Below are 22,809 nucleotides of genomic sequence, written 5' to 3'. Positions count from 1 at the left end.
GGGCGCGTGTATTTCACGGATCGGGGTATCGAGGAGCTCGCGGCGCGCCGCGGCGGAGAAGACGTGACGTTCGAGTGGCTCGCGGAGCAGCTGCGTCATTTCGTCGACCTCAACCCGGAGTTTGAGATCCCCGTCGAGCGCCTCGCCACATGGTTGGCACGGCTCGACGACGACGATGACGAGTGAGTGAAGGCGGTCGTAGCGTGTCCTACCCCACCGAAGGCAGCGAGCCCGAGTTCCGGCCGAGCGCCGATTTCCACGTCGCCGAGGGTGAGCGCCGTGTCGGCCTCGTCTTCGTCGGCGACAGCTTCGTCAACGGCTACGGCGACCCGAAGGCCCTGGGATGGGTCTCGCGGGTCGTCGCGCGTACGCCGCACGAGGGCGTCAGGCTGACGACGTACAACCTCGGCGTGCGCGGCGACAGTTCCTCGGACGTCCTCGCGCGCTGGCGGGGTGAGGCGGCGCTGCGGTGGAAGAACTGCAACGAGCGCCGACTCGTCATCGGCTTCGGCACGAACGACGCGGCGCAGGGTCTGACGACAGCACGTTCGCGCCTCAACCTCGCGAACATCCTCGACGATGCGTCGACGAACGGCATCGCGACGTTCGTCGTCGGCCCGCCGCCCACGAGCGACCCGGAGATGAACGCGAAGCTCGAGGTGCTCGTCGACGCGCACGCGGACGTCTGCGCGCGTCGTGGCGTGACGTATGTCGACTGCTTCCGTCCGCTGCTCGGGCACGATCAGTGGCAGTCGGATCTTGCCGCCAGCGACGGCTACCACCCCGGCCAGGCGGGCTACGGCCTCATGGCGTGGCTCGTGCTTCACGCCGGTTGGCAGGACTGGCTCTCCGTCTGACGGCCCTCATCGCACCTTCGAGCGCCTCACGTCGTCGACGTGGGGCGTTCGTCGTCCCGACAACCACGTTCTGACCCCCCTTCGGGGGCCGGCCGGAAGGCGAGACAAGGGAATGTCAGTACGCGCCGTCGCGTGCGAGGACGGCGCGGAGGGTCTTGAACATGATGACGAGGTCGCCGGACAGGGACCAGTTCTCGACGTAGTAGAGGTCCTTGCGCACGGATTCTTGCCAGGAGAGGTTCGAGCGTCCGCCGACCTGCCAGGGTCCAGTGATGCCTGGCTTGACGTTGAGGCGGCGGTGGACGTGGTGGTCGTAGGCTTCGACCTCGCGGGGCAGTGGGGGGCGTGGTCCGACGAGTGACATGCTGCCGGCGATGACGTCGAACAGTTGTGGCAGTTCGTCGAGGCTGTAGCGGCGGATGAAGGCGCCGACGCGGGTGGTGCGGGGGTCGTCTTTCATCTTGAACAGTAGGCCGGAGCCTTCGTTCTGTCGTTCGAGTCCGGCGAGGCGCGCTTCGGCGTCGACGGCCATCGAGCGGAACTTGGTCATCTTGAACGGCGTTCCGTTGACGCCTACTCGGGTCTGGCGGAAGAAGATGGGCCCGGGGCTGTCGAGGCGGACGGCGATGGCGATGGCGAGCAGGATCGGGGCGACGAGGACGACCATCCCGGTGGCGACGACGAGGTCGAAGGCCCGTTTGAGGGAGTACTTGACGCCGCTGTAGCGGGGCATCTCGACGCTCATGAGCGGCAACCCTTCGATGGGGTGCCAGTGGATGCGGGGGCCTGCGACGTCCGTCATGCGGCTGGCGAGGGCGAGGCGGATGGTGGTGTCCTCGAGCTGCCAGCCGAGTTCGCGCAGCTGCTTGCGGTTGATGCGGTTATGGCCGGCGACGATGATCGTGCTGGCGTCGTAGCGGTGCACGGCGTCGACGACGTCGGCGATCGCGCCGGCCTGGGGCACGACCACTCCGTTGGCGAGCTCGAACGTCGGAGCATCGGTCGTGTCCGTCGCGACGGCGCGCACGACGAGGCCCGCAGCCGGGTTGCGGGCTATGCCTTCGGCGACGTAGCGCACCTCATGCGGTGAGCCGACGACGACGACGCCGTCGACGAGCATCGCGCGGCGGCGTCGCGCGAGCACCCAGCGGCGGACCAGGAGACGTTCGATGAGAAGCAGGACGAGCCCGAGTGGGAGGGCGACGGCCAGGAAGCCGCGCGCTACCTGCCAGCGCAGCAGGACGAGGACGATCGCGAGCGCGCCGAACGTGAAGAACGTGGCGCGCACGACACGACGATATTCGTCGGTGCCGATCGCGATGATCTCCATGTTGTGCGTCTGATTGAGCAGCAGCGAGGCCTGCCATCCGAGGATGAGGGCGGGCACGACGACGAGGTAGAGGTTGCCCTGCGAGCGGACGGTGTCGAGCGACGCCTCCGCCATTGCGAAGCGCGCGAAGAACCCGGCAGCCACGGCGAGTGTGATGACGCCCAGGTCGAGGACGAACAGCAGCAGGAACAGGTTGCGCCGCCAGTTGCCACGCATCCTGCCGAGCAGGTCGCGCCTGCCTCTCGCCCCGTCAGTCATGCTCGCCGGCGCCTTTCCCACAAAACCCTGTTTCCCCTTCGTCGGACGCGTCCGAATTCCCCTCGTTCCCGTTCGGCTGCGTCCCCCGCACCGCGGTCGTCTCGAGCCTGCTCCTCAGGCCCGCGCGCGCTCTGCAGCGCGCTCCTGCTGAACGACGCCGGACGCGGCGAGTCGTGCACGCCAGTCACCGATGCTCGGCCCGCGCGGTGAGCGTGCGAGCACGCTGTAGGCGGGCCTCGGCGCGGGCCGCTGGAACGCCTCCGACGTCGTCGGGCGCACGCGCTCAGGATCCAGGCCTGCGAGGATGAATGCCTCTCGTGCGAGGTCGAACCATGACCCGCTGCCCGAACTCGTCCCATGGTAGAACCCGCCCGAGCATTCCTGCTCGATCAGCCCGACGATGGTGTCCGCCAGGTCGCCCGCCCACGTCGGCTGTCCGACCTGGTCGGCCACGACGTCGAGGGTGTCACGGTTCTGGGCGAGCTTCAGCATCGTCGCGACGAAGTTGCTTCCGTGCGCTCCGTAGAGCCATGCCGTGCGCACGATGAGCGCGTCGGGGTGCGTGGCACGAACGGCCCATTCTCCGGCCGCCTTGGTGCGTCCGTAGGCCGACTGCGGGGCCTGCGGGTGCTCGACATCGTACGGTTCCTCGGCACGGCCGTCGAAGACGTAGTCGGTCGAGACGTGGACGAGCTGGGCATGCGCGGCCCGCGCGGTTCGAGCGACGTTGAACGCACCCGTCCCATTGACTGCGAACGCCGCGGCCTCGTCGCTCTCAGCGGCATCGACGGCCGTGTACGCAGCACAGTTGACGACGACGTCCGGCGCGTGATCGCCGATGACGCGCTGCACCGTCTCCAGCTCGGTGACGTCGCATCCGGCGGAGCCGAGCGAGACGACGCTCTCACCGCGGCTGCGCAGCAGCGCGTCGAGATCCTGACCGAGCATGCCCGTGCCTCCGAGGACGAGCCAGCGACGCGCCATCGTCATGCCCCTTGACCGGTGGCGGTGTCAGCAGGCGCCGCGACGACCTGCTGGCTTGCGTACTTGGCCTCGGTGGCGTCCTTGAACGGGCGCCACCACGACTCGTTGTCGCGATACCACTGGATCGTCGCGGCCAGGCCCTCCTCGAACGACGTGTAGCGCGGACTCCAGCCGAGTTCCTCGCGCAGCTTCGTCGAGTCGATCGCGTAGCGGCGGTCGTGGCCGGGCCGATCGGTGACGTGGTCGAAGTCGTCGGCGTCACGCCCCATCCCGGTGAGGATGGCCTGCACGACGGTCTTGTTGTCGAGCTCACCGTCGGCGCCGATGAGGTAGGTCTCCCCGATGCGCCCGCGCTCGATGATGGCCCAGACGGCCGCGTTGTGGTCGTCGACGTGGATCCAGTCGCGCACGTTGAGCCCGTCACCGTAGAGCTTGGGGCGCACGCCGTCGATGAGGTTAGTGATCTGGCGCGGGATGAACTTCTCGATGTGCTGGCGCGGACCGTAGTTGTTCGAGCAGTTCGAGATCGTCGCCCTGACGCCGAAGCTGCGCACCCAGGCACGCACGAGCATGTCGCTGCCGGCCTTGGTTGAGCTGTACGGGCTCGACGGGTTGTACGCCGTCGCCTCGGTGAAACGCTCCGGGTCATCGAGCTCGAGGTCGCCATACACCTCGTCGGTGGAGATGTGGTGGTACCGGACGTCGTGCTTGCGCGCCGCCTCGAGCAGCGTGTAGGTGCCGACGATGTTGGTCTGGACGAACGGCCACGGCTCGGCGAGGGAGTTGTCGTTGTGCGACTCGGCGGCGAAGTGGACGACGAGGTCGGACGCGGCGACGAGACGGTCGACGAGCGCGGCGTCGGCGATGTCGCCGCGCACCAGCTCGACGTGCTCCCCCAGCCCGTCGAGAGATCTCTCGTTGCCCGCATACGTCATGGCGTCGAGAACGACGATGCGCGCCTCTGGGCGCTCCTTCACCGTCAGGTGGACGAAGTTGCCGCCGATGAAGCCGGCTCCGCCGGTGACCAGGATCTGCACCCTGCCAGCATAAGGTAGGCCTATGAAGGGAATCATTCTCGCGGGGGGATCGGGAACGCGACTTCACCCGATCACACGGGGCATCAGCAAGCAGCTCATGCCGGTGTACGACAAGCCGATGATCTACTACCCGATCTCGACGCTCATGATGGCCGGAGTCCGCGAGATCCTCATCATCACGACGCCGCACGACAGCAAGCAGTTCCGGCGGCTGCTGGGCGAGGGATCCGACTGGGGTGTCGAGATCAGCTACGCCGTGCAGCCCTCGCCCGACGGCCTCGCGCAGGCGTTCATCATCGGCGAGGAGTTCATCGGCGACGACTCGGTCGCCCTCGTCCTCGGCGACAACATCTTCCACGGCGCCGGCATGGGGACGGCGCTGCAGGGCCACGCTGAGCTCACCGGGGGCCACGTCTTCGCTCATCACGTGACGAACCCGAGCGCCTACGGCGTCGTCGAGTTCGACGCGGACGGCAACGTCGTCTCGATCGAGGAGAAGCCGGAGCAGCCGAAGTCGCGTTACGCCGTGCCCGGCCTGTACTTCTACGACAACGACGTCGTCGACATCGCGAAGAACCTCGAGCCCTCCCCGCGTGGCGAGCTGGAGATCACGGGCGTCAACGACGAGTACCTGCGCCGCGGCAACCTCACGGTGACGGTGCTGCCGCGCGGCACCGCGTGGTTCGACACGGGCACCTTCAAGGGCCTCATGGACGCCTCGCAGTTCGTCCACGTCCTCGAGGAGCAGCAGGATCTGAAGGTCGGCTGCGTCGAGGAGATCGCGTGGCGTCAGGGCTGGATCGACGACGCGCAGTTCTCCGCCCTCGCCGACTCCCTCGTCAAGTCCGGTTACGGCGCCTACATGCACCGCGTCCTCGCCGAAGGCCACATCACCCCCGCCGTCCGCAAGGCCCTGTGATGGACATCCAGCCGCTGAAGATCGACGGCGCCTACGTCGTCACGCCCCGCCAGTTCCCCGACGGGCGCGGCGTGTTCATGGAGGGCTTCCGCGGCGACAAGCTCGCCGAGCACCTCGGCCACCGCATGGACGTCGTCCAGTCGAACATCTCGGTCAGCAGCCGCGGCACGGTGCGCGGCATCCACTTCGCCGACGTGCCACCGAGCCAGGCGAAGTACATCACCGTCCTGTCGGGCTCGATCATCGACTTCATCGTCGACATCCGCGTCGGGTCGCCGACGTTCGGGCAGTGGGAATCGGTCGTGCTCGACACGAGCGAACGCAAGGCGGTCTACCTCGCCGAGGGGCTCGGCCACGCGTTCTGCGCCCTCGAGGACGATTCGACGGCGATGTACCTGTGCAGCGCGCCCTACACCCCCTTGCGCGAGCACGGCATCAACCCCCTCGACACGACGGTGGGGCTGACCCTGCCCGACGACATCGAACCGCTGCTGTCCCCCAAGGACGAGGCTGCGCCGTCGCTGGCGGAGGCCGAGGCGTCGGGTCTGCTGCCGCGATACGACGACTGCGTGCGCTTCTACGACTCGTTGCGCTCGGCCTGATCGCAGCGGCCCGCGTCCTGCATGATCACGCGTGACGCACGTCTCACGAGGCGGCTCCAAGGTCGCTGCACGGGCACGGTGTCGCGCGCACGAGGCGGGCCGTAGGTCACGATCCCGCATACTTATGTCGTGTCGCTCGCCTGGGGCGAGGCGCGGTGGCATGCTGTGGCCATCGTCTCCGACGGCTCGCGTCGTCCCCATGCCGAAAGGCCCGCCCATGCGTCGTACCACCGCCCCCGCCCTCGCCGGCCTGAGTGCCACCGCCCTGTTGCTGTCGGGTTGTGGCTCCGACTCCCTCGACGGCTCCAAGAGCTCGGCCTCCTCGGGCGCTGCGGGCGCATCGAGCAAGGCCGCCGAGGTGACGAAGGACGACTCGCTCGCCAAGCTCGTCCCCGCCGCCATCGCCAAGGAGGGCACCCTGACGATCGGTTCGGACGCCTCATACGCCCCGAACGAGTTCACGGCTGCCGACGGCAAGACGATCCAGGGCATGGACATCGACCTGCTCAACGCCGTCGCCGCGAAGCTCGGTCTCAAGATCACCTTCCAGAACGGCGACTTCGGCACCCTCATCGGCGGCGTCAACGCCGGCAAGTACCCGGCGGCGATCAGCTCGTTCACCATCAACGCCGAGCGCCTCAAGACCGCGAACATGGTGCAGTACTACAGCGCGGGCACCGCCTGGGTCACCGCCAAGGGCAACCCGAAGAAGCTCGACCCAGATAACGCGTGCGGCCTGACGATCGGCGTCCAGAAGGACACCGTGCAGCAGACCGACGACCTGCCCGCACGCAACAAGAAGTGCACTGCCGCGGGCAAGAAGCCGATCACGATCGTCAGCGAGGTCGCCCAGTCGAAGGTGACCGCCGACCTCATCGCCGGCAAGGTCGACGGCTTCGCGGCCGACTCCCCCGTCGCCAACTGGGCCGTCGCGAAGAACGACGCGAAGCTCGAGAAGGTCGGCTCGAAGTACGCCTCGGCCCCGTACGGCATCGTCGTCAAGAAGGACAACACGGCGTTCGCCGAGGCCATCTCGAAGGCCCTTGAGGCCCTCGACAAGGACGGCACCTACAAGAAGATCCTCGACGCCTGGAGCAACGGTGACGGCGCCGTCACCTCGTTCCCGGTCAACCCCAAGCCCTGATCGCGACCGACATGACCGACACCACCACCGAGCGGCCGGGCGTCATCGACGCCCGGCCGGTCCGGCATCCCGGCCGATGGGTCGCCCTCGCCGTCATCGCCGTCCTCGTCGCGATGATGATCAGCTCCGTCGTCACCAACAAGGCCTGGGACTGGCCGTTCGTGCTCAAGGTGATGAACTACTCGCCCGTGCTCGACGGACTGCTCAAGGGCACGATCATCGTGACGATCGTGTCGATGATCCTGGGCGTCGTGCTCGGCGTCATCCTCGCGATCATGCGCCTGTCGGACAACCCCGTGCTGCGCGGCGTGGCGTTCGTCTACATCTGGTTCTTCCGGGCCGTGCCGCGCTACGTCCTCATGACGATCCTCGGTCTCGGCGTCCTGACCCTCTACCCGACCCTCGATCTCGGCGTGCCGTTCGGCAAGGACCTCGGGCTGACGTTCTACACCCTCGACGTCAAGACGATCAGCTCCGGAATCACCGTCGGCATCATCGGCCTCGGACTGTCCGAAGCCGCCTACATGGCGGAGATCGCGCGCGCCGGCATCCTGTCCGTCGACAACGGTCAGCGTGAGGCCGCCCAGGCCCTCGGCATGAGCAACGGCAAGGCCATGCGCCGCATCATCCTGCCGCAGGCGATGCGCGTCATCGTGCCGCCGACCGGCAACGAGGCCATCTCGATGGTCAAGGACACGTCGCTGCTGACGGCCGTACCCGTCACCGCCGAACTGTTCAACCAGGCGCAGAACGTCGCCAACAACACGTACAAGGTGATGCCGAGCTACGTCGGCGCCCTCATGTGGTACCTCATCCTCTGCACGCTGCTCATGCTGCTGCAGAGCTGGCTGGAGCGACGCTTCGCGCGCGGCTTCGGGGCGCAGGGCACCACGACCGGCGGGTTCCGCTCACGTCTGTCCTCGATCGGAAGTGACCACTGATGAGCACCGCCGCCGCCGGGGCGAGCAACGCCCAGCCGCGACCGTCCGCCACCACGGCCCCCGTGGCCTCACGCTCCGATGAGCCACTCGTGCACGCCGTCAACGTCATGAAGTCGTTCGGCAAGCACGAGGTGCTCAAGGGCATCGACCTCGACGTCCACCCCGGCGAGGTCGTCGTGCTGCTCGGCCCGTCGGGCTCGGGCAAGACGACGTTCCTGCGCTGCATCAACCAGCTCGAGACGATCGACGGCGGGCGCATCTGGGTCGACGGCGACCTCATGGGTTACGCCGACAAGGGTGGGCAACTGCACCGCCTCACGGACAGGAAGATCGCCGCGCAGCGTCGTGAGATCGGCATGGTCTTCCAGCGCTTCAACCTCTTCCCACACATGACGGCCCTCGAGAACGTCATGGAGGCGCCCGTCCAGGTCAAGGGCGTGGGCAAGGCCGAGGCGAAGGCGGAGGCCGAGCGGCTGCTCGAACGGGTCGGGCTCGGCGACAAGACGAAGCACTACCCCAGCCAGCTCTCGGGCGGCCAGCAGCAGCGCGTCGCCATCGCCCGCGCGCTCGCGATGCAGCCGAAGCTCATGCTGTTCGACGAGCCGACGTCCGCCCTCGACCCCGAACTGGTCGGCGAGGTGCTCGCCGTCATGAAGGAACTGGCCAAGGACGGGATGACGATGGTCGTCGTCACGCACGAGATGAGTTTCGCGCGGGACGTCGCGGACCGTGTCGTGTTCATGGACGCCGGCGTCGTCGTCGAGACCGGCGCGCCGCGCGACGTCATCAACAACCCGCAGCACGAGCGCACCAAGAGCTTCCTGTCGCGCATTCGCAGCGAGCACGAGGCGATCGCCGCCCTCGTCGACGACGAACTGCTCTGACGCTCGCCCAGCTGCACCCCACTACCCTGGTGGGATGCAGCTGGGCTTCGTCGTCGTCAGGGGTCGCTCGATGGAACCGACCTACGTCGACGGCGACGTCGTCCTCGTCGCCTGGGGTGCGTCGCCCCGGGTCGGGCGCTGCCACGTCGTCCGCCTCCCTGACGGCGACGACGGCCCCCGCCCGCTCGCGATCAAACGGGTGACGAGGCGCGAACGCCTCGCCGACGGCGCGTCGGGCTGGTGGGTGGAGCGTGACAACCCCCGTGAGGGGGTCGACTCATGGCTCGTCGGGGCGCTGGGGGACGAGGCGATGCGGGGGCGGGTCGTCAGCCCCGACTCCCCAGTGATGACGCAGATTCTGCGACGTTGTCGCACCTGCGTCAGCACCTTTCGCCGGGGCCGTGTCGCGCGATAGGTTGAGAGCAGTGCTGCCGCTCGGCAGCTGATCACCAGCAGCAAGGAGTCCCTCATGCTGAAGCGTTTCTTCACCCCCACCGTCGAGGTCTCGGCTCACTGCGACCTGCCCTGCGGCGTCTACGACCCTGCCCAGGCCCGCATCGAGGCCGAGTCGGTCAAGGCCATCATCGCCAAGGTCGCCGACAAGCCCGGCGACGAAGACTTCAAGATGCGCGCCACGATCATCAAGGAGCAGCGCAGCCAGCTCGTCAAGGAGCACCTGTGGGTGCTGTGGACGGACTACTTCAAGCCCCCGCACTTCGAGAAGTACCCGCAGCTTCACACCCTCGTCAACGAGGCAACGAAGCTCGCCGGTGCAAGCGGCACCAAGGGCGAGTGGGACATCGCCAAGGCTGACGAGTTGCTCGGCAAGATCGACGAGATCGCTCGCATCTTCGCGGAGACGAAGCAGGCCTGAGCCTCCCTCCCGCAACGAGAACGGCCCGGCATCCCCCTTGGATGCCGGGCCGTTCTCGCTGCCTCACCTGCGGTTCTCGTTCACCGTCGCGAATCCCGTCCCCTCCTGCGATTTCCGTCCACCGGAAGCTGTCAACCTGATTGGAGTCACGTGGGGTTGAGTTGGGTGATTTCGGGTGTTGTGGCGGCGATGGGGCGCCGGCCTCGGTAGCGTTCGGGGTTCGCGGCGTACTGCGCATCCAGGACGGCTTGGCGTTCGGTGTGGACATCGACCCAGGTGCCGGTGTGGACCTGTTCGGGCGTGAACCCGGCCAGTGAGCTGTGGTGATGACGCGTGTTGTAATCGTGCACGACGTGCTCGGCCCACTCGCGCGCGTGTTCAACACTGGTGAACTGGCTCGGGTAGTCGGGACGGTACTTCTCGGTCTTGAAGTAGGACTCGATGTGCGGGTTGTCGTTCGACACGCGCGGACGATTCCGGCTCGCGCTGATCCCAGCATGACGGTAGAAGTCGGCCAGCAGTACCGACTTCATCGCCGGCCCACCATCGGAATGCACGATCCGCGGGTGAACACCCTCACGTTCTGTCGCGGCCTGGAACAACGCGACCGCGAGTTCGTCGGACTCATCTGTCTCGACGCTGCTGGCGATGATCGTGCGGCTGAACGCGTCGATGATCGTGTACTGCTGATACCAGACCCCCGTGTATGGCCCGGGAAGTTTCGTGATGTCCCAGCACCACACCTCGTTCGGTGCGGACGCCTCCCACTGCGGCATCGCGACCGTGCGCCGCGTACGGCGTCGACGCACCGGCCGTGGCCCGTGCAAGCCACGCGCGCACCGCATCCACGTCGACAAAGACGCCACCGGCCGCCCCGCATCGAACGCGTCGTAGAACGACTGCTCCACGCTGCGCTGCTCGTGCCAACCGTCACGGATCGCGGACACGATCTGGGCGCGCTCCTCAGAGCTGAGCGCGCACGGCTGATACCGCTCGGTGTGCGCGATCGGGTCCGCGACGCGAGCGCGTGGATGGTGACGGTAGTGCCACGTCGAGGTCGCCACACCGATGATCTTCAACGCTTCACGCTGGGAATAGCCGGCCGCGACATGCTCGGCGACCAGGGTGTTCTCCGCTTCGAGGAACGCCGCATGGCGGGCGGCATCGGCCTCGTTCAGGACTCGGGCGTGGGCTCCTGCGGCGCGTTCAACTCGTGCAAGAGCCCGATAGCTTTTCCCAGCGCCTCGTTCGATGCCTCCAGCCGCGCAACCTGCTCAGCATGCGTCTGCGCCTCCCGCGCGCGGGCTGCGCGTTCGGCGGCGAGTTCTTGTTCCACGCGCGCCAAACGCGCGCCGTCAGCAACTGTCATGTGTGAAGTATCGCGGGGCACGAGGTCTCGTTCGAGGTCTCCGAAGTAGAACGCTTTGCGCCACGTCATGATCTGATGACGCGACACACCCTGCTCGAGCAACCACGCCGCTTTCGTGCCATGCGGCAACGCCACATACTGCTGCACCAACGCGGTCTTCTCTTCCGCAGTCCATCTGCGCATACCCACCTCCTGAGTGACTCACACCCAGGCTGACAGTCAGGGCACATCGGCGATTCTCGTCCACCTTCATGACGTCAGGTGCGTCAGTGCACGAGGCGGAGGATGACGTCGAGCAACGCCACCCCGGCGACGGTGTACACGCCGGCCCAGATGAGGCTGCCGACGGCGACGGCCGGCAGGTAGCGCACGAGCGGCATCCGGCCGGCCCCGGCCATGAGGTTGACGGCCGTCTGCACGCCGACCGTCAGGAACGACAGCGGGACGGCGAGCGGGCCGAAGCGGTGCACCATGCCCTCGGCGCGCTTGACGGAGCGCGCGTCGAGGTGGTGGGCGTACTTCGGGTGCCGACGCCAGCCGCCGATCGCGCCGCGGCCGATCCAGTATGTCGCGTTGGCTCGCGCCATGACGATGCAGAACAGGATGCCGAACGCGAGCGCCACGGGCATCTCACGGATCGATTCCATGCGTTCAGACGGCCTCGGCCCGAGCGTTCGCACCCGCGGGGTAGCAGGCGTCCAGCGCGTCGAAGACTGCGGCGTTGAGGGCGAAGGCGCGACCGGCGGCGTCGAGGGCCTCGTCCTGCTCCTGCGTCGTGAGGGCCAACTCATCGAGGCGGGCGCGGTAGGCGTCCTTGTACGTCTTCGGCTTGGCGATGTCGAAGCGGTAGAAGGTGAGGACATCGTGAGGCGCGTCGTAGTGGCGGCGCATGAGCGTCGCGATGATCTGCCCGCCGGACAGATCCCCGAGGTAGCGCGTGTAGTGGTGGCCGATGAGCGTGGCCGGCGAGGCGGCGCAGGCGACGAGGTCGTCGACGTAGCGCTGCGTGGCGGGCAGGATCGCCGTGGCGTCCGCATAGCCGAGGCGTTCCAGCGCGGCGAGGTCGTGACGCAGCGATGCGGCGCGCTCGAGTGCCGGGTCCAGCAGCGGCGCGAGGCGGGGGTCATCGCGGTGCGTCGCGCACGCCGACTCGAGGTGGTCGTACACCGGCAGCAGCTGACGCTGCAGCCCCTGGTGCGCGCCGATGCTGCTCTCGCCGCCCATGAGGCGGGTCATGAAGCCGCGGTTCTCGGCGTGCTCGTGCGCGGCACGGGTGTGGTCGCGCAGCGCGGCCGACAGGGGCGGGGTGAGGGCCGTCGTCATGGATCCGAGCCTTTCTGATGAGGAAGGCTCACCTTAATAAAGGTCCACCTCCGCTCGGATCAATCGAACGGTTGATCCGAGACTCCACCTCCCCACCACGCCAGGCCGACGAGAGCGAGCCGCCTCTCGCTGCGCGGATGCCCGCAGGGGGCACGAGCGCGATGTGACAGAATGGGGAGGTTGGCCCCCGACGTACCGGGGGGAAGACCCCGAACCAGGGAGCAAGACCATGAGCAAGCGCGCACGCAAGCGTCGCAGCCGCAAGGGCAAGGGCGCGAACCACGGCAAGAAGCCCAACGCCTGAGCATCTGCCGCAGACGCGAACGAAGGCCGACCACCCTCACGGGATGGTCGGCCTTCGTCATGCTCGGTTCGGCGTCAGGCCTCGTAGCCCACCTCGGTGCGCTCGTAGGTGATGCGCGTGAGGATCGACGAGCGCAGTTGCTCCGGCGCCTGCTCACAGGCGCAAGCGCGCTTGATGAGCTTCTTGAGCAGCATGTCGCGCTCGTACTCCGTCAAACACGGGGGGCAGTCGAGCAGGTGAGCCTTGATCTCCTCGTACTGCTCGGCCGTCAGCTCACCGTCGATGTAGGCGTAGAGACGATCGACGTACTCGGGGCACTTGTCGCTCATTTCTTCGCCCCCTTCGCGGTGTCCGCCTCACCCTTGAAGAAGCCGCGCCCACGCGCGTAGTCCTCGAGTTGTTCACGCAGCAGCTTGCGTCCGCGGTGCAGGCGCGACATCACGGTGCCGATCGGCGTGTCCATGATCTTGGCGATCTCCTTGTAGGGGAAACCCTCGACGTCGGCGTAGTACACCGCGAGACGGAAGTCCTCCGGCAAGGCCTGCAGCGCCTTCTTGATGTCGCTGTCGGGCAGGTGATCGAGCGCTTCGTTCTCGGCCGACTTCAACCCCGTCGACGAGTGCGCCTCGGCCCGCGCGAGCTGGTAGTCCTCCACCTCGGCGGCGTCGGACTCGAGCGGCTGACGCTGCTTCTTGCGGTAAGAGTTGATGTACGTGTTCGTCTGGATGCGGTACAGCCACGCCTTGAGGTTCGTGCCCGGCTTGTACTGGTGGAAGGCTGCGAACGCCTTCGCGAACGTCTCCTGCACGAGATCCTCGGCGTCGCTCGGGTTGCGCGTCGTGCGCAGGGCGGCGCTGTAGAGCTGATCGAGGTACGGCATCGCGTCACGCTCGAAGCGCGCGGCCCGCTCGGCCGGGGTCTCGGTACTCGGGTCGAAATCCTTGGAATCGGTGACGCTGCGTGGCGCCGCGCCGCCGTCTGGCTGCGGCGCGCCGAGGGCGTCGACCGTCGTGTTGTCTGTCATCGCGCTCAACCCTAGCGCGGGGTGCGGCGCGACACGAGACGCGCGCGTGCCCGCGCCACCGAAACCGGTGGTGAGGCTCAGCGCGGACGGTTCGACCGGAACCACGGGTGCTACCAGCATCGTGCTCACTTTCGACGTTCGAATGGCCCTCGTGGGCTTTCTGATTCGCCGTCGTCAACACGATGAGTGGGCTGCGCTATTCCCCGCCCCGCACTCGATATGAGTCAGGACGCGGCGGCCAGCCACCTGCGCACGGCGTCGACGACATCCTGCGGCTGCTTGCTGAATCCGTGCGGGCCCGCGACGGCGGCGACGTCGGCGCCGGGCAGCGCGGCGCGGATCGCGTCGGGGCCGCCGAAGGTGTCCGTGGCGCCTTGCACGACGAGCAGGGGAACGACCGCATCGAGCACGGCTTGCGCCTCGTCCGTGCGCCATTTCGACGGGTCGTCCGCCTTGCCCGGCGGCGCGAGCGGAAAAGCCAGCGCGACGACGGCGTCAGCGCCCGTCTCGACGGCGGTGCGGCACGCGACGCGGGCACCGGCCGAACGACCACCCTGCACGAAGCGGCCCGTGATCTCGCCCGCCTCGCGCAAGTGACTCACGACGGCGCGCCAACCCTCGTCGAGGGTCTTCGGGGGCGTGGCGATCTTGCGGCCCGCGAGCACCCAGGGCTGGTCGACGAGGACGACACGCCACCCGTCATCGGCGAGGTGGAGCAAGCCCCACAGGTCGGGCGTGTTCGTGCCCTTGCCGGCGCCGTGTCCGAGGACGAGTGTTCCGACGGGCTGGTGTTTGCCGGTCGTCGTGACCGCCGCAGTCTCAGCGTTCGCAGACTCGGTACTCGAGGACTCGGAGTTCTTCACCTCCGTGTTCGCGCGACCACCGACGGGATCGATGACGTAGGCGCGTGCCGACCCGGCGTCCGTCTCGATGTCAAGAACGCGGTGCGCTCGTTCCGGCGCGACAGACCGGGAGGGACGTGGTTCGGCGGTCACTTCTCGGCCCCGATGATCTCGCCGGTCGCGGGGTCGACGACGCCCACGAGGTCGGATTCGGGCGCGGGTTCGATGAGGCCTGGGCCGTTCGTCCGGTTCGAACTCACCGCGCGTGAGACGGGGTAGGCCTCGAAGGGGCTCGAATCGCCGGGCGTGAGGAACGTCGCGACGTCGGCGTCGTCGGTCAGCGTCGGGTCGAGCCACTCGGCCCATTGCTCGCGTTCGAGCGCGAGGGGCTGGCGATCGTGGATGCGGTCGAGGCCCTGCCCCGCGCTCGTCGTGATGATGGCGAACGTCGTCAGCCACGCGGCCGGGTCGCCGTCGGGCAGCGAACGATCGCACCAAAACTCGTAGAGGCCGGCGAATGCGACGTCCGTGCCGTCGACGCGGCGCATGTAGAACGGCTGCTTGCGCGGTTTGCCCTTGGCGTCGAGCGCCGTCGGTGACAGCTGCCACTCGTACCAACCCGACGCGGGCACGAGGCAGCGACGCACGCGGGCGGCCTTCGCGAACGACGGTTTCTCGAGCAACGTCTCAGCGCGCGCGTTGATCATGCGCACGCCACCCTTGGTGTCCTTCGACCACGAGGGCACGAGCCCCCACGTGAGGTGACGCAGCTGACGCTTCGCCTCGCCGCGCGAGCCGTCGTCGAGCCGCTCGGGACGGGTCAGGACGACGGGCGCCTGCTTCGTCGGCGCCATGTTGTAGTCGGGCTCACCGACAGGCGGGTTCTGCGGCGACGCGAGCAGCGACCGCGTCTGCTCGCCCGTCGCGTCGACGTCGACCTCGAACTCCTCGACCAACTCACCCGTGCTCGCACTGGCTGCGTATCTGCCGCACATGGGCCAAGCCTAAGAGGAGAGGTCGTCGTCTCACCCAGTCTTGCCCGGCTCCGGTGAAGAAAGCGACCATTCGCCGCCCGTCGTGCCTCCATCACTTCACCGAGCGCAACCGGCTTTCGGGCCCCCGGCGCTGCCCCTGCCCGTCTGGCACGCCCGGGTCTCAGGCGCGCCCGCTGCGCCACGACTGCAGGTCACGCTTTTGCTGGAGGTATTCGTCTGCACCGTCCGTCTCGAGCAGAAATCGATCAAGACCACGCAGAGCAGCGACCTTGCCGCCCTCGTCGATCTGGCCGGTCAGACGCAGCAGCGTGAATGCTCTCGCCACCACCCAGGTCGCTTCGTCAACTGCATCGAGGGGCGACGTGCCGATCGCGGCGGCCGACTCCCGCCATTCTTCGTCCGTGTCGTACATCTCTCGCAAGCGCGTGGAGGACGTCAGCTCGTCCCGACGGCTCTCCCACTCCGCAAGCACACCGGCGGCCCCGTCACTGCCGAACGGAGACCATTCATCTGCGGGGTCGTCGTAGATGGGGTGCGTGAAACGCGCCGCGAAGCGCGGGTGCGCTGGGTTCATCGCCCGGACCGCATCATTGACGCGCGCTGCACCCCCCACGAGCGTGGCGCCGCTGCGGTCATGCGCATCGCACCGACGTGAAGCGGCTCGGCTCACGTGATTCGTCAAGAAGAAAGCATCCGGAATCACACAACGCCTCCCCGCAGTGTCGAAAGACGGTGCCGGCTTGAACTTCCCCCTCACTTCGAACGACGGACCTGAATCGTCGACGTAGATGGAGCGTGCGATCCCCATGGCGATGGTGGGGGAAGCCTCGTCATGAGGAACGACGTAGAGGGAACGGCCATTCGCGTGACTCACGGCCAGGGTGTATCCCACTCCGCTATCCACGACGATGGTATGAATCAGCTTTGCCTCGCGGATCGCCCGGCTCTTCCTGACGGGGAGCTCCCTACGGAAGGAACGTTGATCGACTCCCGCGAGAATCCTTTCGAACTCCGTCGTGTCCTCGAAGGCCATCCCCTTGATGGCGTCGATCATCTGGCTCAAGTAGGACGGGGCCGATGGCTCGGTCGACAGGGTCATGTCACTCAGCCCGGCCTTCATCGCCCGATCAGAACCCGTCAGGTCGGCAGCCATGTACGCCCTCCGGCCGGTGAGAGGAGTGGCAAGCGCGCCCAAGGCCTTCGTGACGTGACCGGCCGCGACATAAGCGGTTCGGAGAGACTCTTCTGTCAGGTCCCATTCTCCGAAGGGGTCCCTGTCATCGATGGTGACGGTTCGAAGTCTTGCCATCGTGTGCATCTCCCTGCCCCTGGATGCGAGGACGGTCGCGTCCACGACGAGACATCATGTTAGTCGGCCCCCACGCGGCTCTGCGGGGGCCGATCGGGCAACTCCATCTGCGAGTTCGCCCACGGATCGGCCAGGATGGACCGCGCCCACTGCCCCACAGCGTTGGAGTGAGTCCGCAGCCGGGCGGCCGGTGGCAGTACAGGGCTCGCATGTTGTCGGTGGCGCCGACTAACGTGGGAGGCCAAGGCGTCGACGATCGACGCCGACCTTCACAGGAGGAGGAACCATGATCCGTCGCATCGCGCGTACCGCGCTCGCCAGCTACTTCCTCAACGAGGCGGCCAAGGCGTTCACCAACACGAAGTCGCAGGCCGCCGAGGCCGCGCCGTTCGTCGAGTTCGTCAGCCGCGAGAGCGGCAGCAAGGTGCCGAACGACCCCGAGATGATCGTCAAGGGCCAGGGCGCGCTCATGGGTGCCGCCGGCACCGCCCTCGCGCTCGGCAAGTTCCCGCGCCTGTCCGCGGCTCTGCTCGCCCCGACGGTCGGCGCGAACGCCTACATGCACGAGGCGTTCTGGGCCGAGAAGGACCCGGAGGTGAAGGCACGCAAGCAGTCCAACTTCTTCCGCACTGCTGCCATCGTCGGTGGCGTGCTGCTCGCCGCCGCCGACACCGCGGGCAAGCCGGGCCTCGCCTGGCGTACCTCGCACGGCGTCGACGTCACGCGCCGTGAGGCCAAGCGCGCCGCGAAGACGGCTCGTCGCGAGGCCAAGCTCATGGCCGCCGTCGCCGGGAGCAAGCTGCCCTCATGACCTCCGGCAGTACGAGCGCTCGCGCAGCGGGCCTCGACATGAAGAACTCCGACATGACGACCACCGCCGCGACGAGCGCCGCTTCCGCGAACCCGACGAGCGACTGGCCCGCACCTCGCGCGGACCGGCCGGTCGTCGGCGCGTTCAGCGTCCCCGGCTCGAAGTCCCTGACGAACCGCTACCTCGTCCTCGCCGCCCTCGCCGACGACGACTCTCTCCTGCGGGCGCCGTTGCGCTCGCGCGACACCCTCCTCATGGCGCAAGCACTGCGCGCGATGGGCGTCCAGGTCGAGGACGTGCCCGGAGACTCCCCCGAGGGCGACGACTGGCACGTCACTCCTGCACCCTTTCGGGGCCCCGCACAGGTCGACTGCGGCCTCGCCGGCACCGTCATGCGCTTCCTCCCGCCGGTCGCCGCCCTCGCGGACGGGCCGGTCGCCTTCGACGGCGACGAGCACGCCCGCAATCGCCCCATGGGTCCTGTCCTGCAGGCCCTCGCCGACCTCGGCGTCCGCATCGACGACGACAGCCGCCGCGCACTGCCGTTCACCGTCCACGGCACCGGAGCCGTCACGGGCGGGCGCGTCGAGGTCAACGCCTCGACGAGTTCGCAGTTCGTCTCCGCACTGCTGCTCTCCGGCGCGCGCTTCGACGAGGGCGTGACGATCGTCCACACCGGCGCAACGCTGCCGAGCATCCCCCACATCGACATGACGGTCGAGGTGCTGCGTGACGCGGGCGTCGTCATCGAGGTCGGTGACGACGTCGACGCCGACGGGCGCGGCAGCTACGCGTGGAGCGTCGAACCCAGCGACATCCGCGCGCTCGACGTCATGGTCGAGCCCGACCTGTCGAACGCTGCCCCCTTCCTCGCGGCGGCCGCCGTCACGGGTGGCGAGGTGTTCATGGCCGACTGGCCGACGTTCACGACGCAGCCGGGCGATCACATCCGTGGCGTTCTCGAGCGCATGGGCTGCAAGGTGACGCTCGATCGTGACGGTCTGCGTGTGCGCGGCCCCGAAAGCGGTCGTCTGCGGGGCATCGACGTCGACCTCACCGAAGCGTCCGAGCTGACGCCCGTCGTCGTCGCCCTGTGCGCGCTCGCCGACGGTGGCAGCCGCATCCGCGGCGTCGCCCACATCCGCGGCCACGAGACCGATCGACTCGCGGCGCTCTCGCGCGAGTTCACGGCGATCGGGGCGCAGGTGCACGAGACCGAGGACGGTCTTGTCATCACCCCGGTGCCGCGAGAAGTGCTGCACGGCGGGCTGTTCCACACGTACGACGATCACCGCATGGCGATGGCGGCTGCGGTCGTCGGGCTCGTCGTTGACGGCATCGTCGTCGAGAACGTCGGCACGACCGCCAAGACGCTGCCGCACTTCGACCGGCGGTGGGAGGCGCTGCTCGACGGCACGAGTGCGGCGCACGAGCCGGCGCTGCAGCGGACGGTCTGAGATGGCGAGTCGCAACTGGAGTGAGTCCGACGTGCGCGTGCGCCCCAACCGCAAGGGATCTCGGCCCCGCACGAAGGATCGCCCCAAGCACGCCGACGCCGTCATCGGCATGGTGACGGGTGTCGACCGCGGCCGCTGGTCGGTCCTGCTCGACGGACGGCAGATCACGGCGATGCGCGCCCGCGAGCTGACGCGCACGCCCATCGTCGTCGGTGACCGTGTTGCGCTCGTCGGCGACACGAGCGGTCACGAGGGCTCGCTCGCGCGCATCGTGCGCGTCGAGGAACGCTCGAGCGTGCTGCGCCGCACCGCCGACGACACCGACCCGTACGAGCGCGTCATCGTCGCGAACGCCGACCAGCTCGTCATGGTGACGGCGGTCGCGAACCCCGAGCCGCGGACCGGCCTCATCGACCGCTGCCTCGTCGCCGCCTACGACGCGGGGCTCGACCCGCTGCTCGCGCTGACGAAGGCCGACCTTGGCGACCCGGCGCCGTTCCTCGCGAACTACGCCGACCTCGACGTGCCGCACAGCGTCACGTCGGCGCACGAGCTGAGCGACGCCCAACGGGACGAGCTGATCGCGTCCGGTGGTCGTGTCGCCCGTGACCTCGACGGTCTCGACGACCTGCGCGCCCGCCTCGCCGGGCGTGTCAGCGTCCTCGTCGGGCACTCCGGCGTCGGCAAGTCGACACTCGTCAACGCCCTCGTTCCGGATGCCGCGCGCACGACCGGCCACGTCAACGACGTGACGGGACGCGGGCGCCACACCTCGACGTCGGCGATCGCCCTCGAACTTCCCGGGCCGGAGGGCGGCTGGATCATCGACACCCCCGGCATTCGTTCGTTCGGCCTCGCACACATCGACCCGACGACGATCGTCGACCACTTCCCTGAGCTCGCCCCCGGCACTGCCGAATGCCCACGCGGCTGCTCGCACGACGAGGCAGACTGCGCGCTCGACGCCTACGTCGCCGCGGGTCACGCCGGCACGACGGGCCCGGCGCGCCTGGCGTCGTTGCGTCGTCTGCTGCGCTCGCGCCACGTGCCCGACAAGGACGAGCACCTCGAGCGACGCTGAACCCGACCGCGGGGTAGACGAGTGAGCACTCACTCGCCTACCCCGCCACCGCGTGCTCGCGGTGCCGGCGAGCCGGTAGCGTGGGCGCAATGAGCGACACCCTGCGCGACCCCAGCCCGTACCACGACGACCTGCGCCTGGCCCACGTCCTCGCCGACTCGGTCGAAGAGATCACGATGTCGCGCTTCGGCGCCGCCGACCTGCAGGTCGAGTCGAAACCCGACCTCACCCCCGTGACGGAGGCCGACCGCGAGGCCGAACGCGTCATCCGCGAGAACCTCAAGCGCGCGCGCCCGCGCGACGCCATCAAGGGTGAGGAATTCGGCACGAGCGGCGACGCCGATCGGCTGTGGATCATCGACCCCATCGACGGGACGAAGAACTACGTGCGCGGTGTGCCCGTCTGGGCGACCCTCATCGCCCTCGTCGACGCGGGCACGCCCGTCGTCGGTCTCGTCGCCGCACCCGCACTGCACCGCCGCTGGTGGGCCGCGCAGGGCACCGGCGCGTGGACCGGACGCAGCCTCACGAGCGCGACGTCGATCAGCGTCTCGAAGGTCGACAGGCTGGCGGACGCCTCTCTCAGCTATTCCTCGTTCAACGGCTGGGCCGAACGTGGCAAGGACATGGACCTGTTCCGCCTGTCGAAGGAATGCTGGCGTTCACGCGCCTACGGCGACTTCTTCTCGCACATGCTCGTCGCGCAGGGAAGCGTCGACATCGCGCCCGAACCGGAGCTCGAGGACTACGACATGGCGGCGCTCGTGCCCATCGTCACCGAGGCGGGCGGCCGCTTCACCGGCCTCGACGGACGCCCCGGCTGCTGGAGCGGCAACGGCGTCTCGACGAACGGCCTGCTCCACGACGAGGTGCTCGCTCGTCTCGGCGACGACTCCCCCGCGCCGTCCCTCATCCCGGGCGAGTGACGACGACGGCGCCCCGCTCGCGTGAGCGGGGCGCCGTCGCGCATCGCACGGATTCGTGCGACCGGAATCAGGCCTTCGGCGTCTCAGACTGCTTCTCGAGCGCCGGCGCGTCCGCACCGTCAACGGCTTCGAGCTGCGCGCTGCCCTTCGACAGCTCGAGCAGGCCGGGCACGTCGACGCTCGGGTGGTACTTCTCCCCGAGTTCGGCGATCGCGAGACGCGCGTGGACCTGCTGCTCCGTGGTGGTGCGCTCGTCGCGGCTGTCGCTCGCGAACGCGACGGCCCAGCTCAGCATCGTCGACAGGCGCGACTTGAAGCCGATGATGTAGACGAGGTGAACGCCGAGCCACATGAGCCACGCGATGAACCCCTCCGTCTCGAGGCGGCCCACCTTCGTCACGGCCGAAAAACGGGAGATCGTCGCCATCGAGCCCTTGTCGAAGTACTTGAACTTCGCCGGGGCCGGCTCACCCTTGACGCCCGCGAGGATCGACTTGGCCGCGAACTTTCCGCCCTGGATCGCCACCTGCGCGACGCCGGGCAGCTTGTCGAGGCTCATCATGTCGCCGACGACGAAGATCTCCGGGTGGCCGGGCAGCGTCAGGTCGGGCTGCACGGAGATGCGCCCGGCGCGGTCGACCTCGGCGCCCGTCTTGTCACCGAGCAGCTTGCCGAGCGGGCTCGCGGCGACGCCTGCGGCCCACACCTTGCACGCGGAGTCGATGCGGGTGACGGTGCCGTCCTGCGTCTTCATCTCGATGCCCGTGGCGTCGACATTCGTCACCATCTGCCCGAGCAGCACCTCGACGCCCATGCTCTCGAGCTGCTTCTTCGCCTTCTCGCCGAGGTTCTTGCCGAACGGTGGCAGCACCTGCGGCGCCGCATCGACGAGGACGATGCGCGCGTCCTTGGGGTTGATGTGGCGGAAGTCCTCGGCGAGGGTGCGGTTGGCGAGTTCGCTGATCTGCCCGGCCATCTCGACGCCCGTCGGGCCGGCCCCGACGACGACGAACGTCAGCAGCGTGCGCACGTCGTCCCACTCGCCGGCGGCCGCGGCCACTTCCGCTGTCTCGAAGGCACCGAAGATGCGACCTCGCAGCTCGAGCGCGTCGTCGATGCTCTTCATGCCGGGCGCGAACTCGGCGAAGTGGTCATTGCCGAAGTACGACTGCCCCGCGCCGGCCGCGACGATGAGCGAGTCGTAGTCGTACGTCTGGGTCGAGTCCAGCAGTTGCGCGAAGACGCGCTTGTTCTGGACGTCGATGTCGCTGACCGTCCCCTGGAATACCTCGACGTTCTTGACCTTCTTGAGCACCTCGCGCGTGCTCGGGGCGATGACGCCCTCGCTGAGGATGCCGGTCGCGACCTGGTACAGCAGCGGCTGGAACAGGTGATGCGTCGTCGAGGAGATGAGGACGACGTCGACGTCCTCGTCCTTGAACTGGGTCGCGGCGAACAGACCGCCGAAGCCGGAGCCGATGATGACGACGCGGTGGCGCGTGGCGCTCTTGTGTGCAATACCCATGGATTCCTCGCAG

The 22,809-nt window shown here is 68.2% G+C and carries 27 protein-coding genes; 14 read left to right on the top strand and 13 right to left on the bottom strand.

Annotated elements, in window-relative coordinates; translation table 11 throughout:
• Positions 1 to 6: 6 nt before the first annotated feature.
• Together EDC82_RS04435 and EDC82_RS04430 are read left to right on the top strand one after the other, a co-directional pair.
• The gene (locus EDC82_RS04435) at positions 7 to 186 is read left to right on the top strand and encodes a DUF6104 family protein (protein ID WP_131940709.1); all 180 of its coding nucleotides are present in this window, start codon (positions 7 to 9) and stop codon (positions 184 to 186) included.
• 17 nt (positions 187 to 203) lie between these two features.
• A complete protein-coding gene (locus EDC82_RS04430; RefSeq protein ID WP_006945919.1) occupies positions 204 to 857 on the top strand; it encodes a GDSL-type esterase/lipase family protein in 654 nt (217 codons plus the stop codon).
• A 115-nt stretch (positions 858 to 972) separates the two neighbouring features.
• Here EDC82_RS04430 and EDC82_RS04425 read toward each other — a convergent pair whose 3' ends face one another.
• The 3 genes from EDC82_RS04425 to rfbB form a co-directional block, all read right to left on the bottom strand.
• Complete coding sequence (locus EDC82_RS04425; RefSeq protein WP_131940706.1) at positions 973 to 2,445, bottom strand: sugar transferase; 1,473 nt, start codon at positions 2,443 to 2,445, stop codon at positions 973 to 975.
• A gap of 114 nt (positions 2,446 to 2,559) precedes the next feature.
• The gene (gene rfbD / locus EDC82_RS04420; RefSeq protein WP_131940704.1) at positions 2,560 to 3,429 is read right to left on the bottom strand and encodes a dTDP-4-dehydrorhamnose reductase; all 870 of its coding nucleotides are present in this window, start codon (positions 3,427 to 3,429) and stop codon (positions 2,560 to 2,562) included.
• A 2-nt stretch (positions 3,430 to 3,431) separates the two neighbouring features.
• Positions 3,432 to 4,466, bottom strand: a complete 1,035-nt coding sequence (gene rfbB, locus EDC82_RS04415) for a dTDP-glucose 4,6-dehydratase (protein WP_131940702.1) — start codon at positions 4,464 to 4,466, stop codon at positions 3,432 to 3,434.
• Between the two features lie 22 nt (positions 4,467 to 4,488).
• Here rfbB and rfbA point away from each other — a divergent pair, with 22 nt between their 5' ends.
• From rfbA to sodN, 7 genes are all read left to right on the top strand, one after another.
• A complete protein-coding gene (rfbA, locus tag EDC82_RS04410) occupies positions 4,489 to 5,385 on the top strand; it encodes a glucose-1-phosphate thymidylyltransferase RfbA (protein WP_131940700.1) in 897 nt (298 codons plus the stop codon).
• Positions 5,385 to 5,987 (top strand): dTDP-4-dehydrorhamnose 3,5-epimerase family protein, encoded by a 603-nt coding sequence (locus EDC82_RS04405; RefSeq protein WP_131940698.1) that lies wholly within the window; start codon positions 5,385 to 5,387, stop codon positions 5,985 to 5,987. Before rfbA ends, EDC82_RS04405 begins: the two co-directional genes overlap by 1 nt.
• 217 nt (positions 5,988 to 6,204) lie before the next feature.
• Positions 6,205 to 7,131, top strand: a complete 927-nt coding sequence (locus EDC82_RS04400) for an ABC transporter substrate-binding protein (RefSeq protein WP_062257135.1) — start codon at positions 6,205 to 6,207, stop codon at positions 7,129 to 7,131.
• An 11-nt stretch (positions 7,132 to 7,142) separates the two neighbouring features.
• Positions 7,143 to 8,072 carry an amino acid ABC transporter permease gene (locus EDC82_RS04395; RefSeq protein WP_062257133.1) on the top strand — a complete coding sequence of 310 codons (930 nt, stop codon included), beginning with the start codon at positions 7,143 to 7,145 and terminating at the stop codon, positions 8,070 to 8,072.
• Positions 8,073 to 8,179: 107 nt separating this feature from the next.
• The gene (locus tag EDC82_RS04390) at positions 8,180 to 8,956 is read left to right on the top strand and encodes an amino acid ABC transporter ATP-binding protein (RefSeq protein WP_156444936.1); all 777 of its coding nucleotides are present in this window, start codon (positions 8,180 to 8,182) and stop codon (positions 8,954 to 8,956) included.
• A 34-nt stretch (positions 8,957 to 8,990) separates the two neighbouring features.
• Positions 8,991 to 9,371: a S24/S26 family peptidase gene (locus tag EDC82_RS04385; RefSeq protein WP_006945900.1), complete on the top strand. Its 381-nt coding sequence runs from the start codon at positions 8,991 to 8,993 to the stop codon at positions 9,369 to 9,371.
• Between the two features lie 54 nt (positions 9,372 to 9,425).
• Positions 9,426 to 9,830, top strand: coding sequence for a superoxide dismutase, Ni (sodN, locus tag EDC82_RS04380; protein ID WP_006945950.1), 405 nt, complete (start codon positions 9,426 to 9,428; stop codon positions 9,828 to 9,830).
• 146 nt (positions 9,831 to 9,976) lie between these two features.
• On the opposite strand, the gene EDC82_RS04375 is transcribed toward sodN, so the two are convergent.
• From EDC82_RS04375 to EDC82_RS04360, 4 genes are all read right to left on the bottom strand, one after another.
• Positions 9,977 to 10,909 carry a DDE-type integrase/transposase/recombinase gene (locus EDC82_RS04375; protein ID WP_082740667.1) on the bottom strand — a complete coding sequence of 311 codons (933 nt, stop codon included), beginning with the start codon at positions 10,907 to 10,909 and terminating at the stop codon, positions 9,977 to 9,979.
• 95 nt (positions 10,910 to 11,004) lie between these two features.
• Positions 11,005 to 11,382 (bottom strand): hypothetical protein, encoded by a 378-nt coding sequence (locus EDC82_RS04370; RefSeq protein WP_006947059.1) that lies wholly within the window; start codon positions 11,380 to 11,382, stop codon positions 11,005 to 11,007.
• 83 nt (positions 11,383 to 11,465) lie between these two features.
• A complete protein-coding gene (locus EDC82_RS04365) occupies positions 11,466 to 11,846 on the bottom strand; it encodes a DedA family protein (protein WP_062257127.1) in 381 nt (126 codons plus the stop codon).
• 4 nt (positions 11,847 to 11,850) lie between these two features.
• Positions 11,851 to 12,522 carry a heme oxygenase (biliverdin-producing) gene (locus tag EDC82_RS04360; RefSeq protein WP_062257125.1) on the bottom strand — a complete coding sequence of 224 codons (672 nt, stop codon included), beginning with the start codon at positions 12,520 to 12,522 and terminating at the stop codon, positions 11,851 to 11,853.
• A 229-nt stretch (positions 12,523 to 12,751) separates the two neighbouring features.
• Between EDC82_RS04360 and EDC82_RS15240 the strand changes: the two genes are divergently transcribed.
• Positions 12,752 to 12,826, top strand: a complete 75-nt coding sequence (locus EDC82_RS15240) for a 50S ribosomal protein bL37 (protein ID WP_369798754.1) — start codon at positions 12,752 to 12,754, stop codon at positions 12,824 to 12,826.
• A 74-nt stretch (positions 12,827 to 12,900) separates the two neighbouring features.
• Here the strand turns inward: EDC82_RS15240 and rsrA are convergent, their stop codons facing one another.
• The 5 genes from rsrA to EDC82_RS04335 form a co-directional block, all read right to left on the bottom strand.
• Positions 12,901 to 13,155 carry a mycothiol system anti-sigma-R factor gene (rsrA, locus tag EDC82_RS04355; RefSeq protein ID WP_062257123.1) on the bottom strand — a complete coding sequence of 85 codons (255 nt, stop codon included), beginning with the start codon at positions 13,153 to 13,155 and terminating at the stop codon, positions 12,901 to 12,903.
• Positions 13,152 to 13,970, bottom strand: coding sequence for a sigma-70 family RNA polymerase sigma factor (locus tag EDC82_RS04350; protein ID WP_235006109.1), 819 nt, complete (start codon positions 13,968 to 13,970; stop codon positions 13,152 to 13,154). The genes rsrA and EDC82_RS04350 overlap by 4 nt, the downstream gene beginning before the upstream one ends.
• Positions 13,971 to 14,074: 104 nt before the next feature.
• Positions 14,075 to 14,845, bottom strand: coding sequence for an alpha/beta family hydrolase (locus EDC82_RS04345; protein WP_062257120.1), 771 nt, complete (start codon positions 14,843 to 14,845; stop codon positions 14,075 to 14,077).
• Positions 14,842 to 15,687 carry an SOS response-associated peptidase gene (locus tag EDC82_RS04340; RefSeq protein WP_062257118.1) on the bottom strand — a complete coding sequence of 282 codons (846 nt, stop codon included), beginning with the start codon at positions 15,685 to 15,687 and terminating at the stop codon, positions 14,842 to 14,844. Before EDC82_RS04340 ends, EDC82_RS04345 begins: the two co-directional genes overlap by 4 nt.
• Before the next feature lie 160 nt (positions 15,688 to 15,847).
• Positions 15,848 to 16,840 carry a hypothetical protein gene (locus EDC82_RS04335; protein ID WP_131940696.1) on the bottom strand — a complete coding sequence of 331 codons (993 nt, stop codon included), beginning with the start codon at positions 16,838 to 16,840 and terminating at the stop codon, positions 15,848 to 15,850.
• 442 nt (positions 16,841 to 17,282) lie between these two features.
• Here EDC82_RS04335 and EDC82_RS04330 point away from each other — a divergent pair, with 442 nt between their 5' ends.
• The 4 genes from EDC82_RS04330 to hisN all read left to right on the top strand — a co-directional run bounded on the left by EDC82_RS04330 (position 17,283) and on the right by hisN (position 21,271).
• Complete coding sequence (locus EDC82_RS04330) at positions 17,283 to 17,807, top strand: DoxX family membrane protein (protein WP_062257114.1); 525 nt, start codon at positions 17,283 to 17,285, stop codon at positions 17,805 to 17,807.
• A complete protein-coding gene (gene aroA, locus EDC82_RS04325; protein WP_231729431.1) occupies positions 17,804 to 19,264 on the top strand; it encodes a 3-phosphoshikimate 1-carboxyvinyltransferase in 1,461 nt (486 codons plus the stop codon). Before EDC82_RS04330 ends, aroA begins: the two co-directional genes overlap by 4 nt.
• Before the next feature lies 1 nt (position 19,265).
• Positions 19,266 to 20,345 carry a ribosome small subunit-dependent GTPase A gene (gene rsgA / locus EDC82_RS04320; RefSeq protein WP_006945866.1) on the top strand — a complete coding sequence of 360 codons (1,080 nt, stop codon included), beginning with the start codon at positions 19,266 to 19,268 and terminating at the stop codon, positions 20,343 to 20,345.
• An 89-nt stretch (positions 20,346 to 20,434) separates the two neighbouring features.
• Positions 20,435 to 21,271 carry a histidinol-phosphatase gene (gene hisN / locus EDC82_RS04315; protein WP_040014769.1) on the top strand — a complete coding sequence of 279 codons (837 nt, stop codon included), beginning with the start codon at positions 20,435 to 20,437 and terminating at the stop codon, positions 21,269 to 21,271.
• A gap of 67 nt (positions 21,272 to 21,338) precedes the next feature.
• Here the strand turns inward: hisN and EDC82_RS04310 are convergent, their stop codons facing one another.
• Positions 21,339 to 22,796, bottom strand: a complete 1,458-nt coding sequence (locus EDC82_RS04310; protein WP_006945907.1) for an NAD(P)/FAD-dependent oxidoreductase — start codon at positions 22,794 to 22,796, stop codon at positions 21,339 to 21,341.
• Positions 22,797 to 22,809: the final 13 nt, after the last annotated feature.

The organism is Dermacoccus sp. SAI-028, from assembly GCF_004346775.1.
GTDB classification, from domain to species: Bacteria; Actinomycetota; Actinomycetes; order Actinomycetales; family Dermatophilaceae; genus Dermacoccus; species Dermacoccus nishinomiyaensis.
This window is presented reverse-complemented; position numbering and strand designations above follow the sequence as displayed.

Coding starts and splice junctions, on each gene's coding strand:
- EDC82_RS04425 (WP_131940706.1), bottom strand. CDS start 2,445: ATGACTGACGGGGCGAGAGGCAGGCGCGACCTGCTCGGCAGGATGCGT.
- rfbD (WP_131940704.1), bottom strand. CDS start 3,429: ATGGCGCGTCGCTGGCTCGTCCTCGGAGGCACGGGCATGCTCGGTCAG.
- rfbA (WP_131940700.1), top strand. CDS start 4,489: ATGAAGGGAATCATTCTCGCGGGGGGATCGGGAACGCGACTTCACCCG.
- EDC82_RS04405 (WP_131940698.1), top strand. CDS start 5,385: ATGGACATCCAGCCGCTGAAGATCGACGGCGCCTACGTCGTCACGCCC.
- EDC82_RS04400 (WP_062257135.1), top strand. CDS start 6,205: ATGCGTCGTACCACCGCCCCCGCCCTCGCCGGCCTGAGTGCCACCGCC.
- EDC82_RS04395 (WP_062257133.1), top strand. CDS start 7,143: ATGACCGACACCACCACCGAGCGGCCGGGCGTCATCGACGCCCGGCCG.
- EDC82_RS04390 (WP_156444936.1), top strand. CDS start 8,180: ATGAAGTCGTTCGGCAAGCACGAGGTGCTCAAGGGCATCGACCTCGAC.
- EDC82_RS04385 (WP_006945900.1), top strand. CDS start 8,991: ATGCAGCTGGGCTTCGTCGTCGTCAGGGGTCGCTCGATGGAACCGACC.
- sodN (WP_006945950.1), top strand. CDS start 9,426: ATGCTGAAGCGTTTCTTCACCCCCACCGTCGAGGTCTCGGCTCACTGC.
- EDC82_RS04370 (WP_006947059.1), bottom strand. CDS start 11,382: ATGCGCAGATGGACTGCGGAAGAGAAGACCGCGTTGGTGCAGCAGTAT.
- EDC82_RS04365 (WP_062257127.1), bottom strand. CDS start 11,846: ATGGAATCGATCCGTGAGATGCCCGTGGCGCTCGCGTTCGGCATCCTG.
- EDC82_RS04360 (WP_062257125.1), bottom strand. CDS start 12,522: ATGACGACGGCCCTCACCCCGCCCCTGTCGGCCGCGCTGCGCGACCAC.
- rsrA (WP_062257123.1), bottom strand. CDS start 13,155: ATGAGCGACAAGTGCCCCGAGTACGTCGATCGTCTCTACGCCTACATC.
- EDC82_RS04350 (WP_235006109.1), bottom strand. CDS start 13,970: ATGCTGGTAGCACCCGTGGTTCCGGTCGAACCGTCCGCGCTGAGCCTC.
- EDC82_RS04340 (WP_062257118.1), bottom strand. CDS start 15,687: ATGTGCGGCAGATACGCAGCCAGTGCGAGCACGGGTGAGTTGGTCGAG.
- EDC82_RS04335 (WP_131940696.1), bottom strand. CDS start 16,840: ATGGCTGCCGACCTGACGGGTTCTGATCGGGCGATGAAGGCCGGGCTG.
- EDC82_RS04330 (WP_062257114.1), top strand. CDS start 17,283: ATGATCCGTCGCATCGCGCGTACCGCGCTCGCCAGCTACTTCCTCAAC.
- aroA (WP_231729431.1), top strand. CDS start 17,804: ATGACCTCCGGCAGTACGAGCGCTCGCGCAGCGGGCCTCGACATGAAG.
- rsgA (WP_006945866.1), top strand. CDS start 19,266: ATGGCGAGTCGCAACTGGAGTGAGTCCGACGTGCGCGTGCGCCCCAAC.
- hisN (WP_040014769.1), top strand. CDS start 20,435: ATGAGCGACACCCTGCGCGACCCCAGCCCGTACCACGACGACCTGCGC.
- EDC82_RS04310 (WP_006945907.1), bottom strand. CDS start 22,796: ATGGGTATTGCACACAAGAGCGCCACGCGCCACCGCGTCGTCATCATC.